The organism is Terasakiella sediminum (genome assembly GCF_033100395.1).
GTDB lineage: Bacteria > Pseudomonadota > Alphaproteobacteria > Rhodospirillales > Terasakiellaceae > Terasakiella.
Genome location: NZ_JAWLVJ010000029.1, coordinates 14,068 through 37,926, shown reverse-complemented (window position 1 = coordinate 37,926; position 23,859 = coordinate 14,068). Strand labels below are relative to the sequence as shown.

General features: G+C 49.4%; 25 protein-coding genes. 17 read left to right on the top strand and 8 right to left on the bottom strand.

From position 1 onward, the window contains the following. Nucleotides 1-191 precede the first annotated feature (191 nt). Entirely contained in the window at nt 192-1,871 is a 1,680-nt protein-coding gene (ettA, locus tag RYZ26_RS17630) for an energy-dependent translational throttle protein EttA (protein WP_317684569.1), read from the bottom strand. A 150-nt stretch (nt 1,872-2,021) separates the two neighbouring features. Between ettA and RYZ26_RS17625 the strand changes: the two genes are divergently transcribed. From RYZ26_RS17625 to RYZ26_RS17610, 4 genes are all read left to right on the top strand, one after another. Next, entirely contained in the window at nt 2,022-2,393 is a 372-nt protein-coding gene (locus RYZ26_RS17625) for a response regulator transcription factor (RefSeq protein WP_317684568.1), read from the top strand. A gap of 6 nt (nt 2,394-2,399) precedes the next feature. After that, a complete protein-coding gene (locus RYZ26_RS17620; RefSeq protein WP_317684567.1) occupies nt 2,400-4,541 on the top strand; it encodes a 3'-5' exonuclease in 2,142 nt (713 codons plus the stop codon). An 18-nt stretch (nt 4,542-4,559) separates the two neighbouring features. Further along, nucleotides 4,560-5,348: a metallophosphoesterase gene (locus RYZ26_RS17615; protein ID WP_317684566.1), complete on the top strand. Its 789-nt coding sequence runs from the start codon at nt 4,560-4,562 to the stop codon at nt 5,346-5,348. Between the two features lie 89 nt (nt 5,349-5,437). Continuing rightward, the gene (locus RYZ26_RS17610) at nt 5,438-5,614 is read left to right on the top strand and encodes a hypothetical protein (protein WP_317684565.1); all 177 of its coding nucleotides are present in this window, start codon (nt 5,438-5,440) and stop codon (nt 5,612-5,614) included. On the opposite strand, the gene RYZ26_RS17605 is transcribed toward RYZ26_RS17610, so the two are convergent. The 3 genes from RYZ26_RS17605 to fsa are packed head-to-tail and all read right to left on the bottom strand — an operon-like array spanning nt 5,611 to nt 7,984. Then, nucleotides 5,611-6,588, bottom strand: coding sequence for a tyrosine recombinase XerC (locus RYZ26_RS17605; protein WP_317684564.1), 978 nt, complete (start codon nt 6,586-6,588; stop codon nt 5,611-5,613). The genes RYZ26_RS17610 and RYZ26_RS17605 overlap by 4 nt on opposite strands. A gap of 1 nt (nt 6,589) precedes the next feature. Beyond that, a complete protein-coding gene (locus RYZ26_RS17600) occupies nt 6,590-7,285 on the bottom strand; it encodes a DUF484 family protein (RefSeq protein ID WP_317684563.1) in 696 nt (231 codons plus the stop codon). 42 nt (nt 7,286-7,327) lie between these two features. Then, the gene (gene fsa, locus RYZ26_RS17595) at nt 7,328-7,984 is read right to left on the bottom strand and encodes a fructose-6-phosphate aldolase (RefSeq protein ID WP_317684562.1); all 657 of its coding nucleotides are present in this window, start codon (nt 7,982-7,984) and stop codon (nt 7,328-7,330) included. 221 nt (nt 7,985-8,205) lie between these two features. Here fsa and RYZ26_RS17590 point away from each other — a divergent pair, with 221 nt between their 5' ends. The 10 genes from RYZ26_RS17590 to RYZ26_RS17545 all read left to right on the top strand — a co-directional run bounded on the left by RYZ26_RS17590 (nt 8,206) and on the right by RYZ26_RS17545 (nt 17,696). Next, nucleotides 8,206-10,398, top strand: coding sequence for a primosomal protein N' (locus tag RYZ26_RS17590; RefSeq protein ID WP_317684561.1), 2,193 nt, complete (start codon nt 8,206-8,208; stop codon nt 10,396-10,398). Between the two features lie 311 nt (nt 10,399-10,709). After that, entirely contained in the window at nt 10,710-11,270 is a 561-nt protein-coding gene (locus RYZ26_RS17585) for a F0F1 ATP synthase subunit delta (RefSeq protein WP_317684560.1), read from the top strand. Further along, nucleotides 11,270-12,802, top strand: coding sequence for a F0F1 ATP synthase subunit alpha (gene atpA, locus RYZ26_RS17580; RefSeq protein ID WP_317684559.1), 1,533 nt, complete (start codon nt 11,270-11,272; stop codon nt 12,800-12,802). The genes RYZ26_RS17585 and atpA overlap by 1 nt, the downstream gene beginning before the upstream one ends. Before the next feature lie 34 nt (nt 12,803-12,836). Then, nucleotides 12,837-13,733 carry a F0F1 ATP synthase subunit gamma gene (locus RYZ26_RS17575; protein WP_317684558.1) on the top strand — a complete coding sequence of 299 codons (897 nt, stop codon included), beginning with the start codon at nt 12,837-12,839 and terminating at the stop codon, nt 13,731-13,733. A gap of 41 nt (nt 13,734-13,774) precedes the next feature. Beyond that, a complete protein-coding gene (atpD, locus tag RYZ26_RS17570) occupies nt 13,775-15,199 on the top strand; it encodes a F0F1 ATP synthase subunit beta (protein ID WP_317684557.1) in 1,425 nt (474 codons plus the stop codon). A gap of 33 nt (nt 15,200-15,232) precedes the next feature. Further along, nucleotides 15,233-15,640 carry a F0F1 ATP synthase subunit epsilon gene (locus RYZ26_RS17565; protein WP_317684556.1) on the top strand — a complete coding sequence of 136 codons (408 nt, stop codon included), beginning with the start codon at nt 15,233-15,235 and terminating at the stop codon, nt 15,638-15,640. Nucleotides 15,641-15,756: 116 nt separating this feature from the next. Continuing rightward, the gene (locus tag RYZ26_RS17560) at nt 15,757-15,996 is read left to right on the top strand and encodes a hypothetical protein (protein ID WP_317684555.1); all 240 of its coding nucleotides are present in this window, start codon (nt 15,757-15,759) and stop codon (nt 15,994-15,996) included. 12 nt (nt 15,997-16,008) lie between these two features. Then, nucleotides 16,009-16,785 (top strand): 23S rRNA (adenine(2030)-N(6))-methyltransferase RlmJ, encoded by a 777-nt coding sequence (gene rlmJ / locus RYZ26_RS17555; RefSeq protein ID WP_317684554.1) that lies wholly within the window; start codon nt 16,009-16,011, stop codon nt 16,783-16,785. 57 nt (nt 16,786-16,842) lie between these two features. Beyond that, on the top strand, nt 16,843-17,202 hold the full coding sequence (locus tag RYZ26_RS17550) for an MmcQ/YjbR family DNA-binding protein (protein WP_317684553.1): 360 nt from the start codon (nt 16,843-16,845) through the stop codon (nt 17,200-17,202). Further along, nucleotides 17,202-17,696, top strand: a complete 495-nt coding sequence (locus RYZ26_RS17545; RefSeq protein WP_317684552.1) for a DUF6653 family protein — start codon at nt 17,202-17,204, stop codon at nt 17,694-17,696. Before RYZ26_RS17550 ends, RYZ26_RS17545 begins: the two co-directional genes overlap by 1 nt. Here the strand turns inward: RYZ26_RS17545 and RYZ26_RS17540 are convergent. Continuing rightward, nucleotides 17,644-18,336 carry a glycerophosphodiester phosphodiesterase family protein gene (locus RYZ26_RS17540; protein ID WP_317684551.1) on the bottom strand — a complete coding sequence of 231 codons (693 nt, stop codon included), beginning with the start codon at nt 18,334-18,336 and terminating at the stop codon, nt 17,644-17,646. The two genes, RYZ26_RS17545 and RYZ26_RS17540, sit on opposite strands and share 53 nt — an antisense overlap. 7 nt (nt 18,337-18,343) lie before the next feature. After that, a complete protein-coding gene (locus tag RYZ26_RS17535; RefSeq protein ID WP_317684550.1) occupies nt 18,344-18,961 on the bottom strand; it encodes a LysE family translocator in 618 nt (205 codons plus the stop codon). Between the two features lie 167 nt (nt 18,962-19,128). Here RYZ26_RS17535 and RYZ26_RS17530 point away from each other — a divergent pair, with 167 nt between their 5' ends. Beyond that, entirely contained in the window at nt 19,129-21,222 is a 2,094-nt protein-coding gene (locus RYZ26_RS17530; protein ID WP_317684549.1) for a tetratricopeptide repeat protein, read from the top strand. 17 nt (nt 21,223-21,239) lie between these two features. Beyond that, nucleotides 21,240-21,719 carry a P-loop nucleotide/nucleoside kinase family protein gene (locus tag RYZ26_RS17525; protein ID WP_317684548.1) on the top strand — a complete coding sequence of 160 codons (480 nt, stop codon included), beginning with the start codon at nt 21,240-21,242 and terminating at the stop codon, nt 21,717-21,719. Here the strand turns inward: RYZ26_RS17525 and arfB are convergent. Continuing rightward, nucleotides 21,710-22,126, bottom strand: coding sequence for an alternative ribosome rescue aminoacyl-tRNA hydrolase ArfB (gene arfB, locus RYZ26_RS17520; protein WP_317684547.1), 417 nt, complete (start codon nt 22,124-22,126; stop codon nt 21,710-21,712). The genes RYZ26_RS17525 and arfB overlap by 10 nt on opposite strands. A 365-nt stretch (nt 22,127-22,491) precedes the next feature. Between arfB and RYZ26_RS17515 the strand changes: the two genes are divergently transcribed. Further along, complete coding sequence (locus tag RYZ26_RS17515) at nt 22,492-22,995, top strand: hypothetical protein (protein WP_317684546.1); 504 nt, start codon at nt 22,492-22,494, stop codon at nt 22,993-22,995. Here the strand turns inward: RYZ26_RS17515 and RYZ26_RS17510 are convergent. After that, nucleotides 22,992-23,747 carry a substrate-binding periplasmic protein gene (locus tag RYZ26_RS17510; protein WP_317684545.1) on the bottom strand — a complete coding sequence of 252 codons (756 nt, stop codon included), beginning with the start codon at nt 23,745-23,747 and terminating at the stop codon, nt 22,992-22,994. The genes RYZ26_RS17515 and RYZ26_RS17510 overlap by 4 nt on opposite strands. Nucleotides 23,748-23,859 lie beyond the last annotated feature (112 nt).

Genomic DNA, 23,859 nt, shown 5'->3' with positions numbered 1-23,859 from the left:
TAGCGTTTTCCATGGGATAGTATCCCATTTTTATGATAAAATCGCACCCGAAAATTAATGCAGACAACGCCTTAACTTAGTGCCATTCGGGGCAGCCTCGAAATTATATTTCACAGACGCATATTACCGATACAATGAAAAAAAGGCAGCCCCGAAGGACTGCCTTTTCCAATTCTGCATTCCTTACCGGATCAACGCGTCAAAGGCTTGTATTTGATCCGGTGCGGCTGATCGGCATCAGCACCAAGACGGCGTTTACGATCAGCTTCATAGTCTTCGTAGTTACCTTCGAACCAGACGACTTCGGAGTTACCTTCAAAGGCCAGAATGTGCGTTGCGATACGATCAAGGAACCAGCGATCGTGTGAGATCACCACCGCACAGCCGGCGAAGTTTTCGATGGCTTCTTCCAGCGCACGCAGCGTATCAACGTCCAGATCGTTAGTTGGCTCATCGAGCAGCAGCACGTTGGCTTCTTCTTTGAGCATTTTCGCCAGATGCACACGGTTACGCTCACCACCGGACAGTTGACCAACTTTCTTCTGCTGGTCACCGCCCTTGAAGTTGAAGCGCGATACATAGGCACGGCTTTGAATTTCGCCGTTGCCCAGTGCGATCATGTCCAGACCGTCAGAGATTTCATCCCAGACGGTTTTGTTGTCATCCAGACTGTCACGGCTTTGGTCGATATAGCCAAGCTTCACGGTTTCACCGACAGTGAAAGTCCCATTGTCCGGCTTTTCCTGACCCGTGATCATGCGAAACAGCGTTGTTTTACCCGCACCGTTTGGACCGATGATCCCGACAACACCACCTGCGGGCAGGTTGAATTCCATGTTTTCGTACAACAGCTTGTCCTCAAAGCCTTTGGCCACACCTTCGGCCTTGATCACAACGTTACCCAGACGTGGCCCAGGCGGGATAACAATCTGTGCGTTGGAAATCTGTTGTTTGATATCCTGGTTAAGCAGCTCTTCGTAAGAATTGATACGGGCTTTCTGCTTGGCCTGACGGGCTTTGGGTGATTGCTTGATCCACTCCATCTCGCTTGCCAGTGTCTTTTGACGGTTGGCTTCTTCCTTGGCTTCCTGTGCCAGACGCTTTTGCTTCTGATCCAGCCATTGTGAATAATTGCCTTCGTAAGGAATGGCCTTGCCACGATCCAGTTCAAGAATCCAGCCTGCGACATTATCCAGGAAGTAACGGTCGTGGGTTACGGCCACAACAGTGCCCGGGTAGTCTTCCAGGAAGCGTTCCAGCCAGGCAACGGATTCGGCGTCCAAATGGTTGGTCGGTTCGTCAAGCAACAGCAGGTCAGGCTTTTCAAGCAGCAGCTTACACAGCGCCACACGACGTTTTTCACCACCGGAAAGCTTGTCTACCGCCCAGTCACCCGGTGGGCAACGCAACGCGTCCATGGCAATTTCGATGGTGCGTTCGATTTCCCAGCCGTTGGCTGCATCGATCTTTTCCTGCAATTCGCCCTGTTCAGCCAGCAGGTTGTTCATTTCATCATCGTCCATGGGTTCCATGAACTTGTTGGAAATTTCGTTGAAGCGGTCCAGGTCACGCTTGGCATCGCCTAAGGCTTCCATCACGTTTTCCGCAACGGTTTTGGTTTCGTCCAGTTGTGGTTCCTGTGGCAGGTAGCCGACTTTGGCGCCTTCGGCAGCCCAGGCTTCCCCGTTATATTCTTCATCCAGGCCCGCCATGATTTTCATCAATGTGGATTTACCTGTCCCGTTGTGACCAAGCACACCGATTTTCGCACCAGGCAGGAAGGACAAATATACATTTTCAACGACTTTTTTGCCGCCGGGATAGACCTTTGACAGGTCTTTCATGACATAAACGTACTGATAGGAAGCCATCTGTTTAACATCCAAATTTTAAGGGTAAAAAGAATTTGATTTCTTTTAGCAGGATGACACGCTTCTGTCACACATATAAAAACGTGTTAAGATGGGAAAAAAAGGATTATAAAAAAAGAAAACGATAAAACCTGGGAGGTCACTAATTACATGAGCAAGTCTGTCTTGGTCGTCGATGACGAACCGAACATTGTTCTTTCACTGGAATTCCTCATGACCCAAGCTGGTTATGAGGTCCGCATTGCCCGTGATGGCAACGCGGCATTAGAAGCTGTGGTAGAAAAAACGCCTGATCTTATCCTGCTGGATCTGATGATCCCGGGGCGCGATGGCTATGATGTCTGCCAAACACTACGTCGGTCCGAGGAATGGGCCAATATCCCCATCATCATGCTGACGGCCAAAGGCCGGGAAGTTGAAAAGGAAAAGGGACTTGCTTTGGGGGCCAATGACTATGTCACCAAACCTTTTTCCACAAGCGAGCTGACCAAACGGGTCAAAGAACTCTTGGGTGATGCATAGGGACACATGCTCAAGCAGATATCAAAACTGAGCTTACGGCTGCGCACGTTTCTGTTCTTCCTTTTTCTGGGCGGATGCGTGCCAGCCATTATTATCCCGACTTTCTATTTCGCCCACGATCATATCCTGACCCATAATGATCCGGCGACCAGCCTGTTTTTGTTTGGGGCAGGCTGTTGTCTTGCCCTTATCCTGTGCGTGGTTGCCATCGGGGCCTTATTTGATATCAATGTCGCCAGTCCCATTCAGGGGCTGATCCGCGACATCCAGACCATCCTGCATGGCAATGAAGACCATAGCGTCGAAGTGGTGAGTGGAAAATATCTCGATCACCTGCCCGAAACCATCCGTGATCTCGCGAGCCAGTATCGCAAACAGCGCATCGAAGTCGATCAGGCCATTCAGAAGGCCACGCAGGAAACCGATAAGGAAAGACGCACCCTTGAAGCCATCCTGAAAGACCTGCATCAAGGTGTGATCATCTGTAATTTGAACAATCAGGTCCTGCTTTATAACCAGCGCGCCCTGTCTTTATTGCATGTCAGTGGGGATATCGGATTGATGCGATCCCTGTTTCGTGTCATCGACAGCCCGCCCTTGCTGCACTCCCTTCGCCGCCTGCGCAACCGACTGGCTGAAAACAGACAGGAAAATCACCCCGAAGGCTTAAGCACCTCTTTCGTTTGTGCCACCTGTGATGCACGCTATACGCTGGAAGCCCGAATGACATTGCTGCTGGATGAAGATGAAAAGACACCCAACAGCTATATCCTGACCTTCGAAGATGTGACCGAAGAATTAAACGCCCTTGGGAAACGCGACCATTTGCTACGCGAAGCCACCGAAGGCCTGCGTCAACCCGTTGCCAACCTGCGTGCGGCAGCAGAAATGCTGGGCAATGCCGGGGACATGGATGCGGATATGCGTGACCAGTTCCAATCCGTTCTGGTCAGCGAAAGCCTGAAACTGTCTGAAAAACTGGATGGTCTGGCGGCTGATTATCATGGGCTTGCAACCGGGCACTGGCCCATGCAGGATATTTATTCTGCCAACCTTCTCAGCCTTGTATCCCTGCGGCTAAATGACGAAAAAGATATCGAAGCCGTCATGACGGGCATTCCGGTTTGGCTTTATGGGGATAGTCATTCTTTATTGCTGGCCCTTGACCAGATCATCCATCGCATCCACGAAACCAATCAGGCAAAGACCTTTGATCTCCAGGCCGTGCGTCGCGATGACAAAATTCATATCGATATCATCTGGGAAGGAGCGGCCATTTCGTCCAGCATGATTGACAGCTGGCTGGATATCCATCTGACAGAATCCATTGGTGGCATGAGCCTGCGCGACATTCTCGAACACCACCGTTGTGAGATGTGGAGCGAAGTTATTGATGATAACCGCGCCCGGCTGCGCCTGCCCATGATCCCCTCAACGCGCCCCATTGCGGACCACACCAGTGAAGATTTACCGGCACGTCCTGAATTTTATGACTTTGGCCTGTTAAGCCAGCCCAACCAGATCAAGCCGGAAATGGCAAATTGCCCGCTCTCAGAGCTTCCCTTTGTGGTGTTCGATACCGAAACAACCGGGTTGAAACCATCAGCAGGTGACGAGATCATCGCCCTTGCAGGGGTGCGTATCTTAAATGGCCGTATCCTGACCGGGGAATCCTTTGCCCGGATGGTAAATCCCAATCGTACTATCCCGAAAAGTTCCATCAAGTTCCACGGCATCACCGATGATATGGTAAAAGACAAACCACCTGCGCAAATCGTGCTGCCCCAGTTCCACGAATTTTCCAAAGATGCGGTGCTGGTCGCCCATAACGCTGCCTTTGACATGAAGTTCCTCCATTTAAAAGAGGAAGAATGCGGTCTTTCCTTTGATCATCCGGTGCTGGATACCTTACTTCTGTCCGTCTTTTTGCATGATCACACCATCCAGCATGGGCTAAACGATATCGCCAAACGCTTTGGGATTGAGATCGAAGGTCGCCATACGGCCATTGGCGATGCATTGGTGACCGCAGGGATTTTCCAGCGCATGATCCCCATGTTGAAAGCCCGCGGCATCGTCACCTTGAATGATGCGATTGAAGCCAGTAAAACAATCGTCGAAGTGCGCGCACAACAGGCAAAATTTTAGGTTTAACGGGAGGGGCAGATGGAAATCATACGCAAAGCATTTGCCATTCCCGGCAGCCCAGAAGAAGAAGTCGCTTTGGTTGCCATCGGCGATGTCCATGGACGGTTCGATCTGTTGCAGCAAATCATCACGACCGCAAAGAAAGCCATCCCGAAATCAGCCAAGCGCGTTGATTTCGTGCTTCTGGGCGACATCATTGATCGCGGCGATGCAGCCATCGAAGTGCTTGATTTAACACGCGATGGCATTGAAGACTGGAACATCATCTGCCTGTTGGGCAACCACGAACAACTGTTGCTCCGCGTATTGGCCGCCAGTGATGACAGTTATAAATCCAAGTGGATCATGTGGCGGGGCAATGGTGGCTTAAATACCCTTGAAAACTTGCAGATTAAAATCCCGCCCATTGCAGAAATCCCCGTTACAGAACATCGTAACTATCTACTGGATGCCTTGGGTCAGGACCGGATTGACTACCTGAACACATTTGCCAGTCATCACCAAAGTGGTAATATCGTCTGCGTCCATGGCGGGGTTGATCCCAAACTCAGCCTTGAAGAAAACTTTTCCAAAGACAAACTGTCGCAGGAAGAAAACCACTGGGCCTGGATCAGAACCCGCTTTCTGGAACATACCCTGCCCTATCCTGGCAATACTTTTGTGGTGCATGGCCATACGGTCATTCCCGGCCCCAAGCTGGAACCACATCGGATCGGTCTGGATACCGGGGCCTGTATTTATGGGGTGTTAAGCGGGGCGGTTTTCTACAATAACCAAATGACCATCTTCCAAGTGACGGCAGATTAGGGTAAAACACTCGTCATCCCTGCGCAGGCAGGGATCTCATCCAAAAGATTCCTGCCTGCGCAGGAATGACAGATGCCACAGGAGCACACATGAGATTTCTAGCCTGGGTCATTATGGCCGCTGTTTTTCTGATAACTTTTGTATTATCAAAAGATCTGCTCATGTCCTTTGGTGCCCAGCTGATTGCCCTGTTTATCATGCTGGTCTTTGGCAAACAGTTTTTCTTCGGCGAAGCCACCAATCCGGACATCAAGAAAGAAGACTAAGCCCTCGGGTGCGCTTTACTATATTCAGCACTGATCTTTTCTGCATCCACTGCCGTGTAGCGCTGCGTTGTTGAAAGCGATGCATGGCCCAACAGTTCCTGAATAGTGCGCAAATCCCCACCGCCTGCCAGCAAATGGGTAGCAAAGCTATGACGCAAAGCGTGTGGCGTGGCAGTTTCCGGTAGGTTCAAAAGCGGGCGCAATTTCCTGATCTGGCGCTGAATGACACCGGGATCAAGCGGCTTTCCACGTGCACCCACAAACAAGGCATCTGTTTTTTTGAGCTTGAACGGGCAGGCTTCCTGATAAGCCTTGATCGCTTCAATCACCAAAGGCAAAACGGGAACCATGCGTTCCTTATTCCCCTTCCCCACAACCCGCATTACATCTGCGGTAGGTGCATCACGTTGTTGCAGCCCTAACGCTTCGCCAATCCGAAGACCACAGCCATATAACAAAGTCAAAACAGCCGCATCGCGTTTGGCAATCCACGACAATCCCCGGCTTTCATGCCAATCACCATGGCTCAGCCCTTCGATGGCTTCAAGGGAAACAACCGCTTCATCTTTGCTCAAGGCTTTCGGGACCGCCTGTTTTTGCTTCGGCGTGCGCACAGCCGCAAGTGCCGGGTTCTGCAAAATGCCCTGACGATCCAGAAACTTGAAGAAGTTACGCAAAGTTGACATCTGGCGATTGATCGAACTGCGTGCAATCCCGGCTTCGGTCCTGTCGGCAAGAAAGCCACGAAAGTCAGCTGTGGTAAAACTTTTCAGATCATCCACACCTGCCGGATAGCCCAGCAGATTATGACTAAAAACAAAGAAGGCTGAGAGATCACGCAGGTATGCATCCAGCGTATGTTTGGAGGCACGGCGTTCACTTTCCAGCCAGCGCCGCCAATCCGTGATCGCTTCTTTTAAGGCAGGTTCACAGTCAAAACTGATACGGTTTAAAGATTCCGGTGTGGCGCCCACGTCATGCGTCCACGTCTGATTGTTCCAGCCATTTTTCGACCAGAATTTCCCCGACACGTGCCATAAAGGTGATCAGTTCAGTGCCTTGCTGGGGATGGAACACGTCCTTTTCCCGCGCCCCTAAAATCAACAGGCCTGCGGGCATGGCTTCGCTGGGGTAAAGCCGAGCAATGGCAACAGATTGCACCAGATCGCGCGCTGCCCCAAATAACGGATCACCGGGGGTGATATCTGCGATCAATTGCACATCATCGTCGCCCAGACGTTTCTGCACCTCACCTGTGGGCAACAAAACAGGCATGCCTTCTGATGAGATATCGATGGTTTCCACCGCACCTTCCAGCGCAATAGCGGCCATGTCGATATCCAGAAGGATCGGCACTTCATCCTGAAAGATGGTGATAAATTCATCCAGTGATCGGGCTTCCAACATGGCCAACACGGCTTCATGGGTTGCCAGTTGCACCGACATGTTGGAACGGGAATTATCCACCAGCACATCCTGTTTGGCACGCAGGCGTTTTAAGGCTTCATGCTGCAGGTCGACAACTTGGTCGCCATTGTAACGGGCCGGAAATTCAAGCACTTCCAGCAAAGCCGGATGATGCACGAAAAAATCTGGATTTTTCTGCAAATAATCCCGCACCGCCTGGGCATCCATATCCGGTGAGAATTTAATATCCGATTCTGAGGTCATGCCTGAACCCTTTGTAGCCACGTTTCTTGATAGTTTAGCAGATTACAGGATGCTTTGCCCGGTTTTTGCCCAATCTGCCTCAAATGCGGCAAGACCCTTATCGGTAAGGGGGTGGTTAAACAACTGCCACAACGCCTTGGCCGGAACGGTTGCTACATCCGCGCCGGCTTGTGCAGCCTGCACAACATGCAATGGCCCACGAACGGATGCGGCCAGCACCTCGGTCTGCAGGTCCGGATAATTGGAATAAATCTCAACGATATCTTCGATCAGCGCCATGCCGTCCTGCCCCAGATCATCCAGACGACCAATAAAGGGGGAAACAAACGCCGCACCAGCTTTGGCAGCCAGCAGAGCTTGTGCCGCAGAAAAGACCAGTGTCACATTCACCTGCACACCATCATCAGACAGGGCCTTACACGCCTTGATACCATCACGCGTCATCGGCACCTTGATCGCCACGTTATCCGCGATTTTACGAAGAACAGCAGCTTCCTTCATCATAGTGTCAAAGTCAGAGGCTGTGACCTCTGCACTGACCGGACCGTCAACAATCTCGCAAATCTCGGCAACCACTTCCAGAAACGGACGACCGGCCTTTGCGATCAAAGACGGGTTTGTCGTTACCCCATCCAGCAGGCCCACATCGGCCAACTCTTTAATCTCGGTAACATCAGCGGTATCGACAAAAAACTTCATTTTGGTATTCCCTGGTTATATGACAGCTCTGTTAATGCTGTTGTAGACTGAATTGGTAAAGACTTTATGACATAACAACACAGATGGAAATAAAACTCTCCAAAGACTTTATTATTTTTGTGAAAGCGTTATAGACTAGCCGTCATTCCGGCGAAGGCTGGGATCTGGATAATCATTCAAGAGATTCCGGCCTTTGCCGGAATGACGTGAGCAGGTTTAGTTTGTCCCTTTTTGCCGAACAGGAAAAACGCGTCAGCGTCCTTTTGCCCCTCCCGTTAAGCGGGGTCTATGACTATGCCTGTCCGCCAGGGATGGATTTAACAGCAGGGGATTTTGTCACTGTGCCCTTGGGCCCGCGTGAACGCACGGGCGTGGTTTGGGATTGTGATCCAGCCAATGAAGATGATCTGCCTTACAGCAAGCTCAAGCCCGTTATTGAAAAGCTGGCCCAACCGCCCATCCCTGAAGCTTCTCGCAAATTCGTTGATTGGGTGGCGAAATATACGTTGCAGCCTCAGGGGTTGATTTTAAAAATGGTCATGAGTGTGCCCGGTGCGCTTAAGGACCCCGCCCCCAAGACCGCTTATATAAAAGCCAGCGATGCCCCGGAAGTTAAACTGACCAAGGCCCGTGAAAGTGTCTTGCGCTTCATGGAAGATATGCCGCCTCTGCCCGCCAGTGAAATCGCGCTTCAGGCAGGTGTCGGCACCTCCGTCATAAAAGGACTTGCGACAGCTGGTGTACTGGATACGGTGCAGATCCATGATGCCTCCCCTTTTCAGGAACCGGACTGGCAGAAAGAAGGCTACGCGCTTGCCGATCAGCAACGCGTGGCGGCTGATGAACTGGTCAGCAAAACCGAAAGCGAAGATTTCAGCGTCACGTTATTAGATGGCGTTCCCGGCTCTGGCAAAACGGAAGTCTATTTCGAAGCCGTCGCCAAGGCACTCTCCATGAACAAGCAGACATTGGTTCTGCTGCCCGAAATCGCGCTTTCAAGCCAATGGCTGTCCCGCTTTAAAAAACGCTTTGGGGTTGAACCTGCGGTCTGGCATTCCGACATCGGGGCGTCACGGCGCAAGGCCACCTGGCGCGCCATCATTCGCGGGCAGGCCAAAGTGGTGGTCGGGGCACGTTCCGCCCTGTTTCTCCCCTATAAAGACCTCGGCCTTATTATTGTGGATGAGGAACATGATGCCTCCTTCAAACAGGAAGAAGGTGTCATATATAATGGACGCGACATGGCGGTCGTACGTGCCCAGATGGGGAAATGCCCGGTTGTGCTGGCCTCTGCCACACCGTCACTGGAAACAGCGGTCAACAGCTGGGAAGGCCGTTACACCAATCTTCATATGCCAGCACGTCATGCCAACGTGCCGCTCCCCGCTGTAGAAACCATCGATTTGCGCCTCGATAAGCCGGAACGTCAAAAATGGCTCGCCCCTTCCCTGATCAATGCCATCAAGGAAACGGTGGAGCGTGGAGAGCAGGTGATGCTCTATCTCAACCGCCGGGGCTATGCGCCGCTCACCCTCTGTCGATCTTGTGGTCATCGTCTGCAATGTCCCAACTGCACCGCCTGGCTGGTGGAACACCGCAAAGCCGGGAAACTGCAGTGCCACCATTGTGGCTTTCATACCCGTCCGGTCCATACCTGCCCCAACTGCGAATCAGAAAACAACTTTGCGGCTTGTGGCCCCGGGGTGGAACGACTGGCCGAAGAAGTGGCCGAGACCTTCCCGGAAATGCGCTATGTGGTGGCTGCCAGTGATACGGTAACCTCGCCCACCCAAGCCGCCGAGATGGTCAAGAAGATCGAAGATCATGAGGTTGATATCCTCATCGGCACCCAAATGGTCGCCAAGGGCTATCACTTCCCCATGCTGACCCTTGTCGGTGTGGTCGATGCAGACCTTGGATTATCCGGCGGTGATCTACGCGCCTCAGAACGCACCTATCAATTGCTTTATCAGGTGGCAGGCCGTGCAGGTCGCGGCGATAAGCCCGGCACGGTGATGCTGCAAACCTTTATGCCGGACCATCCCGTAATGAAAGCCCTGAAATCGGGCCTGCGTGATCGTTTTCTGGAAACCGAAGCAAATGCCCGACGTGGGGCAGGCATGCCGCCCTTTGGTCGTTTGGCCGCACTTATTATATCTGGCGAAGATGAAGTGCTGGTGGATGATGCGGCAAATGCGTTGGGGCGAAATGCCCCCCATGGACAGGGAATCCTTGCCCTTGGCCCCGCCCCTGCACCGCTTTCCATGATCCGGGGGCGTCACCGTCGCCGTCTTCTCTTAAAAACAGATAAAAAAATGCCGCTCCAGGCCATCGTCAGAGACTGGCTTGAACGCACCTCAATTGCACGAAATGTTCGTGTACAAGTGGATATTGATCCTTATAGCTTTATGTAGAAACACGGTAGGGGGCAACCGTAGAATCCTTACATCAGAATAATTTAAAAAATTGCCCGATTCTCTGTCAAAAATGCCCGACAAAAGTCTAATTTTGGTATGACCACAGCCTCGAAACTGCCTTATTTTCCCATGGTTTCGATTAATTTGCGCATGTGCGAGATGCCTGCTTGCATCTTGATGGGTGCCTATGCTATGACAGCGCCATCTTTTTGCTTATTCTTTTAACTTTAAGCGAATGAGTAATTGTCGTTTGGGGACGTGCAGTCGCATGTCCCTTCGGGTGGACCAGATGTCGAGGGCTGTCCCAAGTGGCTTCTAAAGCACAAGGTGCAAGCGGACTTGCCGGTCGTTATGCCAGCGCTATTTTCGATTTAGCGGTGGAAAATGATGCGGTTGATCAAGTGGCTCAGGATCTTTCTGACCTCAGCGTAATGCTGAGCGAAAGTGAAGATCTCTCCAAGCTTGTTCTTAGTCCCGTGATTGCACGCGAAGAACAAGGCCGCGCCATGACTGCTGTCATGGACGCTGCAAAAATTTCAGATCTCACGAAACGCTTTATCTCAGTGGTGGCACAAAACCGTCGCCTCTTTGAATTGGAAGGTATGATTTATGGCTTCCAAGCGCTTCTTGCTGAGCACAAAGGTGAAGTTTCTGCACAAGTAACTTCAGCTAAAGCGCTTACGCAAAAGCAAGTTGATTCGTTGACCGCTTCTTTAAAAGAAGCAATTGGCAGTGATGTCGCTGTTGAACAGAAGGTGGACCCTGCAGTGCTTGGCGGTTTAATCGTCCAAGTTGGCTCACGCATGGTAGATAGTACCCTGCGTACCAAACTGCAACATCTTCAACTCGCCATGAAAGGGGTTGGGTGATGGAAATCCGCGCCGCGGAAATTTCTGCGATCCTCAAAGATCAGATCGCTAATTTCGGGACTGAGGCTGATGTAGCCGAAGTCGGTCAAGTATTGTCTGTGGGTGATGGTATCGCTCGCGTACATGGTTTAGATAACGTTCAAGCCGGGGAAATGGTTGAATTTCCTGGTGGTTTGAAAGGTATGGCACTGAACTTGGAAACCGACAACGTCGGTATCGTAATTTTCGGTGACGACCGCGCTATTAAAGAAGGCGACACAGTAAAACGTACTGGCGCCATCGTAGAAGTGCCGGTTGGTAAAGGCCTTTTGGGACGTGTTGTTGACGGTCTGGGGAACCCGATCGACGGCAAAGGTCCGCTGGAAGACGTTAAGATGAGCTTGATGGAAGTCAAAGCTCCTGGGATTATCCCACGTAAGTCTGTACACGAACCAGTACAAACAGGCCTGAAGGCTGTTGATAGTTTGATCCCAGTAGGTCGTGGCCAGCGTGAGCTGGTTATTGGTGACCGTCAAACTGGTAAAACTGCCATCCTTCTTGATACAATGTTGAACCAGAAGAACGTTAACGACAACGCGAAAGACGAAAGCGAAAAGCTTTACTGTGTTTACGTTGCTGTTGGTCAAAAGCGTTCTACAGTTGCTCAGCTGGTTAAAGTTCTCGAAGAGAACAACGCTCTGGAATACTCCATCGTTGTTGCTGCGACAGCTTCTGAACCTGCTCCTATGCAGTTCCTGGCACCATACTGTGGCGCTGCCATGGGTGAGTACTTCCGTGACAACGGTATGCACGCGCTGATCGGTTATGATGACCTTTCCAAGCAGGCTGTTGCTTATCGTCAGATGTCCCTGCTGCTTCGTCGTCCTCCTGGGCGTGAAGCTTATCCTGGTGACGTATTCTACCTTCACTCTCGTCTGCTCGAGCGTGCGTGTAAAATGTCTGATGACATGGGCGCCGGTTCACTGACAGCTCTGCCTGTTATTGAAACTCAAGGTGGTGACGTATCTGCGTTTATTCCAACAAACGTGATCTCCATTACTGACGGTCAGATCTTCCTTGAAACTGAACTGTTCTACAAAGGTATCCGTCCTGCTGTGAACGTTGGTCTTTCTGTATCTCGTGTAGGTTCTTCTGCGCAGATCAAAGCCATGAAACAGGTTGCGGGTTCTGTTAAGCTGGAACTGGCTCAGTATCGTGAGATGGCTGCGTTTGCTCAGTTTGCATCTGACCTTGATGCATCTACACAGCAACTGCTGGCTCGTGGTGAGCGTCTGACTGAGCTGCTGAAACAGCCTCAGTTCTCTCCGCTTCCTGTTGAAGAGCAAGTTGTATCTATCTTCGCTGGTGTGAATGGTTACCTGGATGGTATCGCAGCGGTTGACGTAAACCGTTACGAAGCTGCTATGCTTGAAGACATTCGCGCAAATGGTTCTGACATTCTGACTACAATTCGTGGTGAGAAGAAACTTAGCGATGAGACCGAAGAAAAACTTAAGAAGCATCTTGATGACTTCACTAAGTCTTTCGCCTAATTGTTTTCATCGTTGAAGAAGAGGATATAGGCATATGCCAAACCTCAAGGACCTAAAAATCAGGATCGACAGTGTCAAATCGACACAGAAGATCACTTCGGCCATGAAGATGGTGGCTGCGGCTAAACTGCGTAAGGCTCAAATGTCTGCAGAATCCGCACGTCCCTATGCCGAGCGTATGGAAGCCATGGTCGGAGCTCTTGCCAAGAGCTTCGACGGTGTTGACGGCGCTCCGGAACTGCTGGCTGGTAACGGTAAAGACGAAAAGCACCTTATCGTGCTTGTGTCTTCCGACCGTGGCCTGTGCGGTGGTTTCAACGCAAACATTGGTCGATATGCCCGGAATAAAATTGCCGAGCTGCAAGCAGCTGGCAAATCCGTAAAAGTCTTGTGTCTGGGTCGCAAAGGTCGTGATCAGGTTAACCGTCAGTTCGGGGAAACAATCCTTGAAACGATGGAAGATCTGACCAAGAACGGCGCTCAGTATGACGACGCTGATGCCATCGCACTTCGCATCCGTACGATGTATGAAGAAGGTGAAATCGACGTTTGTACAGTGGTTTATAACAAGTTTATTTCCGCTATTACACAAGAAGTAACGCCGCTGCAAGTTATTCCTTTCGCAGTAGCTTCTGATGAAGCCGCTGAGGAAGAAAGCCAGAATGACGAACTGAGTGCTCTGTACGAATATGAGCCTTCAGAAGAAGACATCCTGGAAGAACTATTGCCGCGGAACCTTTCGGTACAGATCTTCCGTGCCATGCTCGAAAGCTTTGCTTCCGAACAGGGTGCTCGTATGGCTGCCATGGACAACGCAACACGTAACGCAGGTGAGATGATTGATGGTCTTACCCTGACTTACAACCGTGCACGTCAGGCCGCTATTACGAATGAACTGATCGAAATCATTTCCGGCGCAGAAGCGCTGTAACCGTTAGTACGCATTAATTTGCGAAGTAGGAGTTTTTTGCGATGAGCAAAAATATTGGTAAGGTAACTCAGGTACTGGGTGCGGTAGTCGACGTACAGTTCGACGACGTCCTGCCTGAAATCTTGTCCGCTCTGGAACTTGAAAACCAGGGCAAACGTCTGGTGCTGGAAGTTTCCCAGCACTTGGGTGAAAACACAGTTCGTTGTATCGCGATGGACACAACTGACGGCCTCGTTCGCGGTCAGGAAGTCACAGACACTGGTGCACCGATCTCTATCCCGGTTGGCCCAGAAACACTTGGTCGTATCGTAAACGTAATCGGTGAGGCCATCGACGAACGTGGCGACATCAAAACGTCCAAAGGTACGCTGCCAATTCACCGTGAAGCACCAGAATTCGTAGACCAGTCTACGGATGCTGAAATTCTCGAAACAGGCATTAAAGTTATCGACCTTCTCGCACCATATGCGAAGGGTGGTAAAATTGGTCTGTTCGGTGGTGCGGGTGTAGGTAAAACTGTACTTATCATGGAACTCATCAACAACATTGCGAAAGGTCACGGTGGTTTCTCCGTATTCGCGGGTGTTGGTGAGCGTACACGTGAAGGTAACGACCTTTACCACGAGATGATCGAATCCGGCGTTATCAAGCTTGACTCTGATGAGTCTAAAGCTGCGCTCGTATACGGTCAGATGAACGAGCCTCCCGGGGCGCGTGCTCGTGTCGCTTTGACTGGTCTGACGATGGCGGAATACTTCCGTGATGAAGAAGGCCAGGACGTGCTGTTCTTCGTTGATAACATCTTCCGCTTTACACAAGCGGGTTCAGAAGTATCAGCCCTTCTGGGTCGTATTCCTTCTGCGGTAGGTTATCAGCCAACACTTGCGACAGAAATGGGTAACCTTCAGGAGCGTATTACCTCCACGAAGAAAGGTTCCATTACTTCTGTACAAGCCATTTACGTACCTGCGGATGACTTGACTGACCCTGCGCCAGCCACTTCATTTGCTCACTTGGATGCGACAACAGTACTTAACCGTTCCATCGCCGAGCTCGGTATCTACCCTGCGGTAGACCCACTTGACTCTACGTCTCGTGTACTTGAGCCACGCGTTGTCGGTGAAGAGCACTATAAAGTTGCTCGTGAAGTTCAGCGTGTACTGCAAACATACAAATCTCTGCAAGACATCATCGCCATCCTTGGTATGGACGAACTGTCTGAAGAAGATAAAATGTTGGTTGCACGTGCTCGTAAGATCCAGCGTTTCCTTTCTCAGCCATTCCACGTAGCGGAAGTCTTCACAGGCTCTCCTGGTAAATACGTTAAACTGGAAGACACCATCAAGGCGTTTACAGGTATCGTAGCTGGTGATTACGATCACCTGCCAGAAGCTGCGTTCTACATGGTTGGCGGGATCGATGAAGCTCTCGAGAAAGCCAAGAAAATGGCTGCTGAAGCCGCTTAATTTGACAGTAACAACTAGCCAGGAGACAACACTATGAGTGATACAGTTCAATTTGAACTCGTTTCCCCGGCCAAGCTGCTTCTGTCAGAAGATGTAGAAATGGTTGTGGTTCCGGGCGGCGAAGGTGACTTCGGTGTCCTGCCCGGACACACGCCAATGCTGACGACTGTACGTCCAGGCATTATCGACATCTATGAAAACGACAAGGTTGCCAAAAGCATTTTTGTCGTCGGCGGTTTTGCTGAAGTTTCTGGGGAACGCTGTGCGGTTCTTGCAGAAGAAGCAATCGCGGTTGAAGACCTTAACCGTGACGATGCCGAAGCCCGTTTGCAAAAAGCCAATGATGCGCTGACTGCTGCGGATAACGACGTTGCCAAACAAGCTGCTGAGCGCGAACTGCGTGCTGCAGAAGCTATGGTTGCTGCTTGCGGTACAAACTAAGTACTGTAAAAACGATTTAAGATTTAGGGTGTTTGGGTAACCAGACGCCCTTTTTCTTTGACTCTATGCCTTTGCCCCCATACCCTTTTTTCATAGACAGGAGAAGGGAGGCATCAATGTCCAAATCAATCGCATATAAAACCTTTGTTGACTATCGCGCCAAGCTCAACCTTGCTTTGGATGACCTGGCCAAGGATAAAAAGTCAGCTGCCAGCAACCGTCTGCGCGCCGTGAAAAAACATCTGGATGAACTGGAAGCAGACCGCAAGGACCTGAATTGTGAAAGCCTTGGTCGCCTTAATCATTTACAAAAGATGGCGGTTGAAGTAGACGGTGTCCTCCATCCACCAAAGTAAAGATATAATCAGATGCTGAGCTATCAACATGGATATCACGCCGGTAACTTTGCCGATGTCCATAAACATACCGCCCTTGGTCTTGTGATCAAACATTTCGCCGACCATAAAAAGGTCGTGACCTTCCTTGATAGCCATGCCGGGCGCGGTCTTTATGACCTCAGTGGCGACCAATCCACCAAAACGGGGGAATGGCAGGATGGATATGCAAAGATCAAAGATGCCTCTGTGTCCAGTGACGGCCTGAAGTTTTATCAGGACAGCATCAAAAGCTTTCAGGAAAAACATACGGAACTGACTTATCCCGGCTCCCCTGCTCTGACACAGCATCTGATGAGTACAAACCAACGCTCCGTCCTGTTTGAACTGCACCCCACCGAATTTGAAGAATTGCAGGCTAATCTGGCGGGTGACCAACGTCTGCGTTTCATCCATAAAGATGCGCAATATCACCTGATTGATTTCCTGCCCAACCGCAACGCCGATGGGGCTTTGCTGATTGATCCGTCTTATGAGATTAAGGATGACTATACCACCATGGCCAAACTGGCCAATGGGGTGCACAAACGCTGGAAAGCAGGCGTGATCATGATCTGGTACCCCATGCTGCCGGAAGGTCGCCACGAAGATTTGAAGGCAGGATTGAAAGATGCTACCTTTTTTGAACTGATCGGACCGAAAAAAGAGCGCGGCATGTATGGCACAGGTCTGGCGGTGATCAATGCACCGGACGGGTTTGATGAAACATTTGGTGATGCTGAGAAAGAGATGACAAAGGTGTTGTTTTAACCAATGCCGTCATCCCCGTGAAAACGGGGATGACAAAAGAGTAAGTGGAAAAGACAAGTGACACGTGATGAATTTGACCAGTTCTGTGCTTCCCTAAAAGCAACCACCCATGTCATCCAGTGGGGCGGTGCCAGCGTCTGGAAAATTGGCGGAAAGATATTCGCCATTGCGCCCCTTTATGAAGACGACGATTATCAACGCATCAGCTTTAAATGTTCCGATTTGTCTTATGATATCCTGATTGAACAGGAAGGCATCGTACCTGCCCCTTATCTGGCCCGTGCCAAATGGGTGCAGGTACAAGACCCTGTCGGCATGAAGGATGATGATCTGAAAGATTACATCGAAGCTGCCTATGACATTATCTCCAAAAAACTGACCAAGACGTTGCAACGCGAGCTGGGTCTGATCGCCTGATGTATAAACTGTCAGAAAAGATCATGACCATGGATGGGGCGAGCTGGGCGCGCCATGCCAACCCATGGAGTGTCTATACCCGCTTTACCACCCTGCCCCTTTTGTGTGTGGTAGTCTGGAGCCGTTGGTGGCTGGGCTGGGATGCGCTTTATCCCCTCGCCCTCGTCGTCTTCTGGATCTGGCTGAATCCCCGCCTGTTCAATCCGCCCAAATCAACCGATAACTGGGCGTCCAAAGGGGTGATGGGCGAACAGCTGTTTCTAAACCGCAAGACACTGGCGCTGCCCAAAGGCCATACCCAAACCGCCCATAATCTCGTGATGGTCTCTGTCGTCGGTGTGTTCATTATGATGTGGGGGCTCTATCGTTTTGACCTGGTCTTCACCATCTGCGGGCTGATCATCGCGATGGCTGGCAAAATCTGGTTCGTAGACCGTATGGTCATGCTGTACGAGGATGTGCAGGCCCAGTCAAGCGATCCGGGCGATCACTAAAAAACCCGTCCACGCCCATATCGAACAATTCCTGAGCCTTTGTTGCTTCATTGACCGTAAAGACATAGACTTCTTTACCTGCGGCTTTCAACGCATGCACTGTCTGTTTGGAAACATGATTCACACTTTGATGAACCGAGACACAATCAACTTCTTGCCAATTCTCCGGCAAATCCTCACAGATCAGCCCTTTGCGATAAGGCAAATCAAAAGCAGTAAGGGCAGCCTGATCGAAACTTGAAATCAGCAGCTCGCCACAGTCCCGCCCCTTCACAATACGTGAAACAGCGCTTGCTAGTTCGACACCTTCATCTTCCTGAACCTTCAGCTCGATATTAAAACCAAGCCCCAGACCACGGCACAGATCAATCGCTTCTGTCAGCAAAGGCACCTTCAGGCCGTTGCCTGCATCCAGCTTGCGCACTTCATCCCATGCCTGAATGCGCACACGCCCGGTGCCATTGGTGCAGCGATCAAGGGTTTCGTCATGAAACAGCACGACCTCCCCATCTGCCAACAGACAGGCATCGGCTTCAATCCAACCGCAGCCCAAGCTGGCAGCTTTGCGGATACTGTCCAGGGTATTTTCAGGGACAAGACCCGCCGCACCACGGTGCCCGATGACAGGGGACATCAACATGAAAGGATTAATCTTCCGCCATCATGACAGCACCTGCGCCAACCAGTAAGCCACCAGAAATATAGTTCAAAACCCGCAACGGAGTTGCCGATTTAAACAAGGTCTTGGCCTTGGCCGCACAGACCGCCCAGCCGAAGTTTAACAGGGCAAAAGTGGAAGGCACAAGGATCGCTGCCAGCAGAGTTTCACTGAATTTCAACGCCTGCATATCAATAAAGGTCGGCAGAAAACCGACGTAAAAGGCCACCAGCTTGGGATTGCCCAATGTCACCAGCAGGCCACTGATAAAGCCAGCGCCTTTTCGTGCGCTTTTCGGGATTTTGATTTCCTGTTTTTTATCCATGGCATGGCGAATGGCCTGAATGCCGATATAGATCAGATAAGCCGCACCGACATATTTAATCACCAGAAAGGCCGTTGAATAAGTCGCCGCCATATAACCAAGACCAGATACCGCGGCCAGCAACCAGGCAAGATCACCCACAAAGACACCTGCCAAAAAACCAAAGGTGGATTTCACCCCACCAAAAAGCGCACGGCCCACAAGGGCCGCCACAATCGGTCCGGGGACAAGCCCCAGAACAGCCGTTGCAACCACCAGCGCCAAAATTGCCTGAATATCCATTTTAAAGTTATCCTTAAATCTTGTTTCGAGATCATATCACTTCTTCCTACTCCTTTATCGTGCTTGAAGACACAAACTTGTGCAAAAGAATTCTTTTGACCGATGTTCAAGGTTTGCATAACTTTTACATATCCAGTCTGACAAATCACGCTCAAGGTCGAGTTTTCATGTCCCAATCTATCTCTATTGTACAAGCCTTACAAATCGCGCTTACACATCACCAACAAGGACAATTAAATGAAGCCGAAAATATCTACGGACAAGTTTTGCAAGCTGAACCGACGAACACAGATGCACTGCATCTTCTTGGATTGGTGAAACATGCCAGAGGCCAAAATGCAGAAGCCATCGGCTATATCGAAAAAGCTCTGCAACAAAACCCCGACTTTGCCGAAGCAAACAGTAATCTGGGCGCAATCTACAGAGATGAGGAAGATCTGGAAAAAGCCGTTTATTTTTGTGAAAAAGCCATTGCCTTAAATCCAAATGCCGTCGATGCCTACACAAACCTAGGCGCGAGTTATGCTGACCAAAAGAACTATGAAAAAGCAATCTTGACGTATCAACAGGCTCTAAAATCATCCCCTCGAGATCCACTTCTTCATTTTAATCTGGGTCTGTCTTGTCAGCAATTAACCCAGATAGATGCAGCCTACACAGCGTTTCGCAAAGCCTGCCAGCTGGAACGTGGTAATCAGACATATTGGTATGCATATTCAGAGACCCTGAGAAATCCAAGCCTGAAACAACAGCCCAATGAACCTGATTTGCTTAAACTATTGGATTTCCCATTTGTATCCCCGCAAAATCTGTTTCAACATATCGTAAATGCGCTTTTACAACACAAAGAGTTTAAAAAACTTTTTGAAGAAACAACGCTCTCACCAAAACTATTGTTTCAACAACTCAAAAAGCTATCTAAGCTCACCCTTTTCTTAAAAATGTTACAACTCTTTCCCATCTATTCGAAAGACTTGGAAAGCGCTTTAACAGACCTTAGAAGGCAGGCCTTGCATTTTATTGCTACAGAAAAAATTTCTGATCATGCGGCCCTGCCTGTCGTACTGGCCATTGCACAACAAAGTTATTTAAATGACTTCGTCTTCACACAGACAACTGAGGAAACCAAGCTCCTTAACCAGTTGGAAACAGCCCTAAATGAACAGATGGAAACGTCCAAAAAGCTGCCACCTTATTGGGTCACTATCCTTGCATGCTACAAACCCATTTCTGAATACACATGGGTCAGCAAACTGGATTTAAACTTGCTTCCCTCTCTTGTCCGTGACTTTTTGTCGAAACAAAAAGATGAACTGGAAAGTGAGGCAAAGATATTGACCGCAATCGAACAACTCACACCTGTTCAAGAAGGTGTTTCCAGTGCTGTTCGCAATATGTATGAGGAAAACCCTTATCCAAAATGGATTAATCCCGGATATGCGATCCAGTCAAGCACAATCAAAAATGCTCTAGAAGCCCCCCCGCTGGAACTCAATCTCTCTACCTATCTGTCGCCGACCGAACCAGACATTCTGGTTGCGGGCTGTGGTACAGGCCGGCACGCTATTGAAACAGCAAAACGATTTGCAAATTGTAACGTCCTTGCCATTGATTTAAGTTTGCGCAGCCTTGCGTATGCACAAAGCCATTGCGACAGACTTGGAATCAACAATATCCGTTTTGCCCAAGCTGATATTATGGAACTGAAAAATCAAACTCATCAATTTGACTTGATTGAATCTGTAGGGGTTCTTCATCACCTTAGCGACCCTATAGCAGGTTGGGCAATTCTGACAGACAAGTTAAAGGCTAATGGTCTTATGAAAATCGGCCTCTATAGCAGAACTGCGCGCCAAGCTGTAAATGCAGGAAGAAAATTCATCAAAGAACGGGGCTATCAACCCACCAGCCAGGGCATTCGACAATGTCGAACCGATCTGATGCATGAGGCAAATAAAGGCAATGAACTCATCGAAAAGCTTCTTGGTAAAAGAGATTTTTTCAGTTTAAGTGAATGTAGAGACCTTTTGTTTCACGTACAGGAACATCAATTCACCTTAAAGGAAGTTCAATCAGCGTTAGAAAAACTCGGGCTTACCTTTCTTGGTTTTGAATTATCCGATCCACAAGTTATAGAAAAATTCAGGACCATTAACCCAAACGAAAATGCCAAGAACGACCTCGCACTCTGGCATCAATTTGAACAGGAATACCCGGATACATTTGCAGGGATGTACCAAATCTGGTGTCATAAATCATAATTGAACAGATTGTAGAAATGTCAAAACTCTATCTATTATGCGGCAAAATAGCGGCAGGAAAATCCACAAAGGCTAAAGAACTCGCAAATCAGGACCTGACAATCCTGCTCAGTGAAGATCATTGGATGTCGATACTCTTCCCGAACGAAATCAACAACCTGCAAGATTACGTAAAATATTCTGCACGTCTCAGAAAGGCAATTGCCCCCCATGTAAACTCCCTATTGTCAAAAGGGGTCTCAGTCGTAATGGACTTTCCGGCAAATACCATTGAACAAAGAAACTGGCTTCGAACATTATTCGAAACAGCGCAAGCGGACCATGAACTTCATTTCATTGATCTATCTGATGAAATTTGTAAAAAACGTCTGCACAACCGAAATGCCAGTGGCGTTCACCCCTATCAGGTCAGCGACGAACAGTTCGATCTTTTCACCAGTTACTTCGTGCCCCCAGACGATTCCGAAGGTTTCAATGTAATCCTTCATCATAACTGAACCTTCGCCCGGTTCTTTTTTACATCGCTACGGCGATTTTTCTGATCCAGTCGCCTTTGCTTCGACGCCTTGGTCGGTTTGGTTTTGCGGCGTTTCTTCGGGGCCTGTGCCGTTTCCGCAATCATTTTGATCAGACGTTCCTGCGCATCATTGCGGTTTCGCTCCTGAGTGCGGAAACTATGGGCCGTAATCACAATCACCCCATCCTGCGTCATCAGTTGACCGGCACGGCGTTGCAGGCGCAGGAAGTGTTGATGATGAATGGCAGGACACGCGCGTACGTTAAATCGCAATTGCACAGCCGTCTCCGTCTTATTCACCTTCTGCCCACCAGCGCCAGGGGAGCGGATGAACTTTTCTTCAATCTCTGAAGCATCAATATATATGGTATCTGTGACCTTTATCATAAAACGCTGGCTGCTTTTCTTATAATCAATGACATACAGGTGATTAAAACGGGGAAAAAGAAATGCTGTCAATATTACTCCATGGACTGGTCATCCTGATTTTAACCGCTCTTTCTCAACTTGGTGGCATAGCCTATATCATGATGCTCCTTTGCAAAAGATGGATCACATTTACCCCGTCAAAAAATCGTATTTTCGTTCCTTTGGTCTTTGTAGTTTTTTACGCTGTTCTTTCTGTTTCCTCTACTTACATCGCCCCTCATTTCGGTCGTGTCCCCCTCTCTTGCTTTGCTGAAAAAAGGGAAAACCTGGAAGTACAATCACCCCTTTATTGTATCCTGAACAGACATTATGTCACCCCGGAAATGCACTATGTTGCCACCCAATTGGCCGAGCATATGAACGAACAGTATCACGGCACAAAAACCATCGCACTGGATGGAAACTTCCCTTTCATTGATCGCTTCCCCCTTTTGCCACATCTGTCCCATCATGATGGCAAGAAACTGGATTTCGCTTTTTTCTATAAAGATGAAAACGGTCATTTCCTGAATGGAAAAACCAGATCACCAATTGGGTACTGGGCATTCGAGCGGCCTGTTTCTGAACCCTGTGATACAACAAAACAAAAACTGACCATGCGTTGGGATATGAACTGGTTCCAACCCATCGTCAACAACCTTGTCCTTGAAGATAATCGCATGCGCACAGCACTTAAATGGCTGAATACATCAGGAAAAGATTTGGGCTTGAGGAAAATGTTTATCGAGCCACACCTTGCAAAAAGATATGGCATTCAGGGCGGCATCCTTAAATTTCAGGGATGTCGTGCTGCAAGACACGATGACCATATTCACATTCAGTTCTAATTCAGGCGTTTCAGCATCTGTTCGTGATAGAAAGGCAGGTTCCATTTCTGGTGCAGGGCTTCCAGTTCACCGGACATGACATATTTCGGGAATTCGCGATCAAACAGGTCCGCCAGTTGCTTCCCTTTTTCAGTGGGTGAAAAGCCAAAAAACAGCGGCAGAAAAATGATCTTTCGGCGATCCAGTTCTTTCACCAAATCAGGATAATTGGTCAGCAGATAGTCATTGATGGTTTTATCATCCAAAAAGCAATCCAGCTTTTGGCGTTGCAGGCTGTCAATGGCCGCGGCACGATCATCAAATTCACGAAAGTTCGCATCAAAGGGGATGTAGGCATCATATTCATAGCCCCTGATCCAGCCTAGTTTTTTCCCATTCAGGCTATCCAACGGATTTTTATCTGTCAGAATGCCAGAGACACAGATCGCTTCGACCAGATCCAGATCATAATACTTCTTTGGGTATATCGCCTCTTCATTATCGCCTTCATAAGCCCCGATCCACAGATCGCTTTTGCCGGAGATCGTATTATGGATGGAACGGGTATAAGGCACGATGCGCACATCAAGTGCATAGCCATGCGGTTTAAAAACCATATTCAGGATGTCGAAATAAAGCCCGGTCATATCCGCATTGGTATAGCCCGGCCATTCTTCTGTTGAAACGCGCAAAGTTTCGGCCTTGGCAGCCTGTGCCAAAGTCAGAAGACTGGCCATCAAGACCATCACTGTACGGCGTATTTTTCTCAGCATCCTCCATCATGGCAGTAAATCACAGGTAAGAAAAGGCAATTTACGGATGAGACAACCACATTATTTATATCATTTTTCAAAATAATAGAGATAATTGAGCAGCAATTCTTTC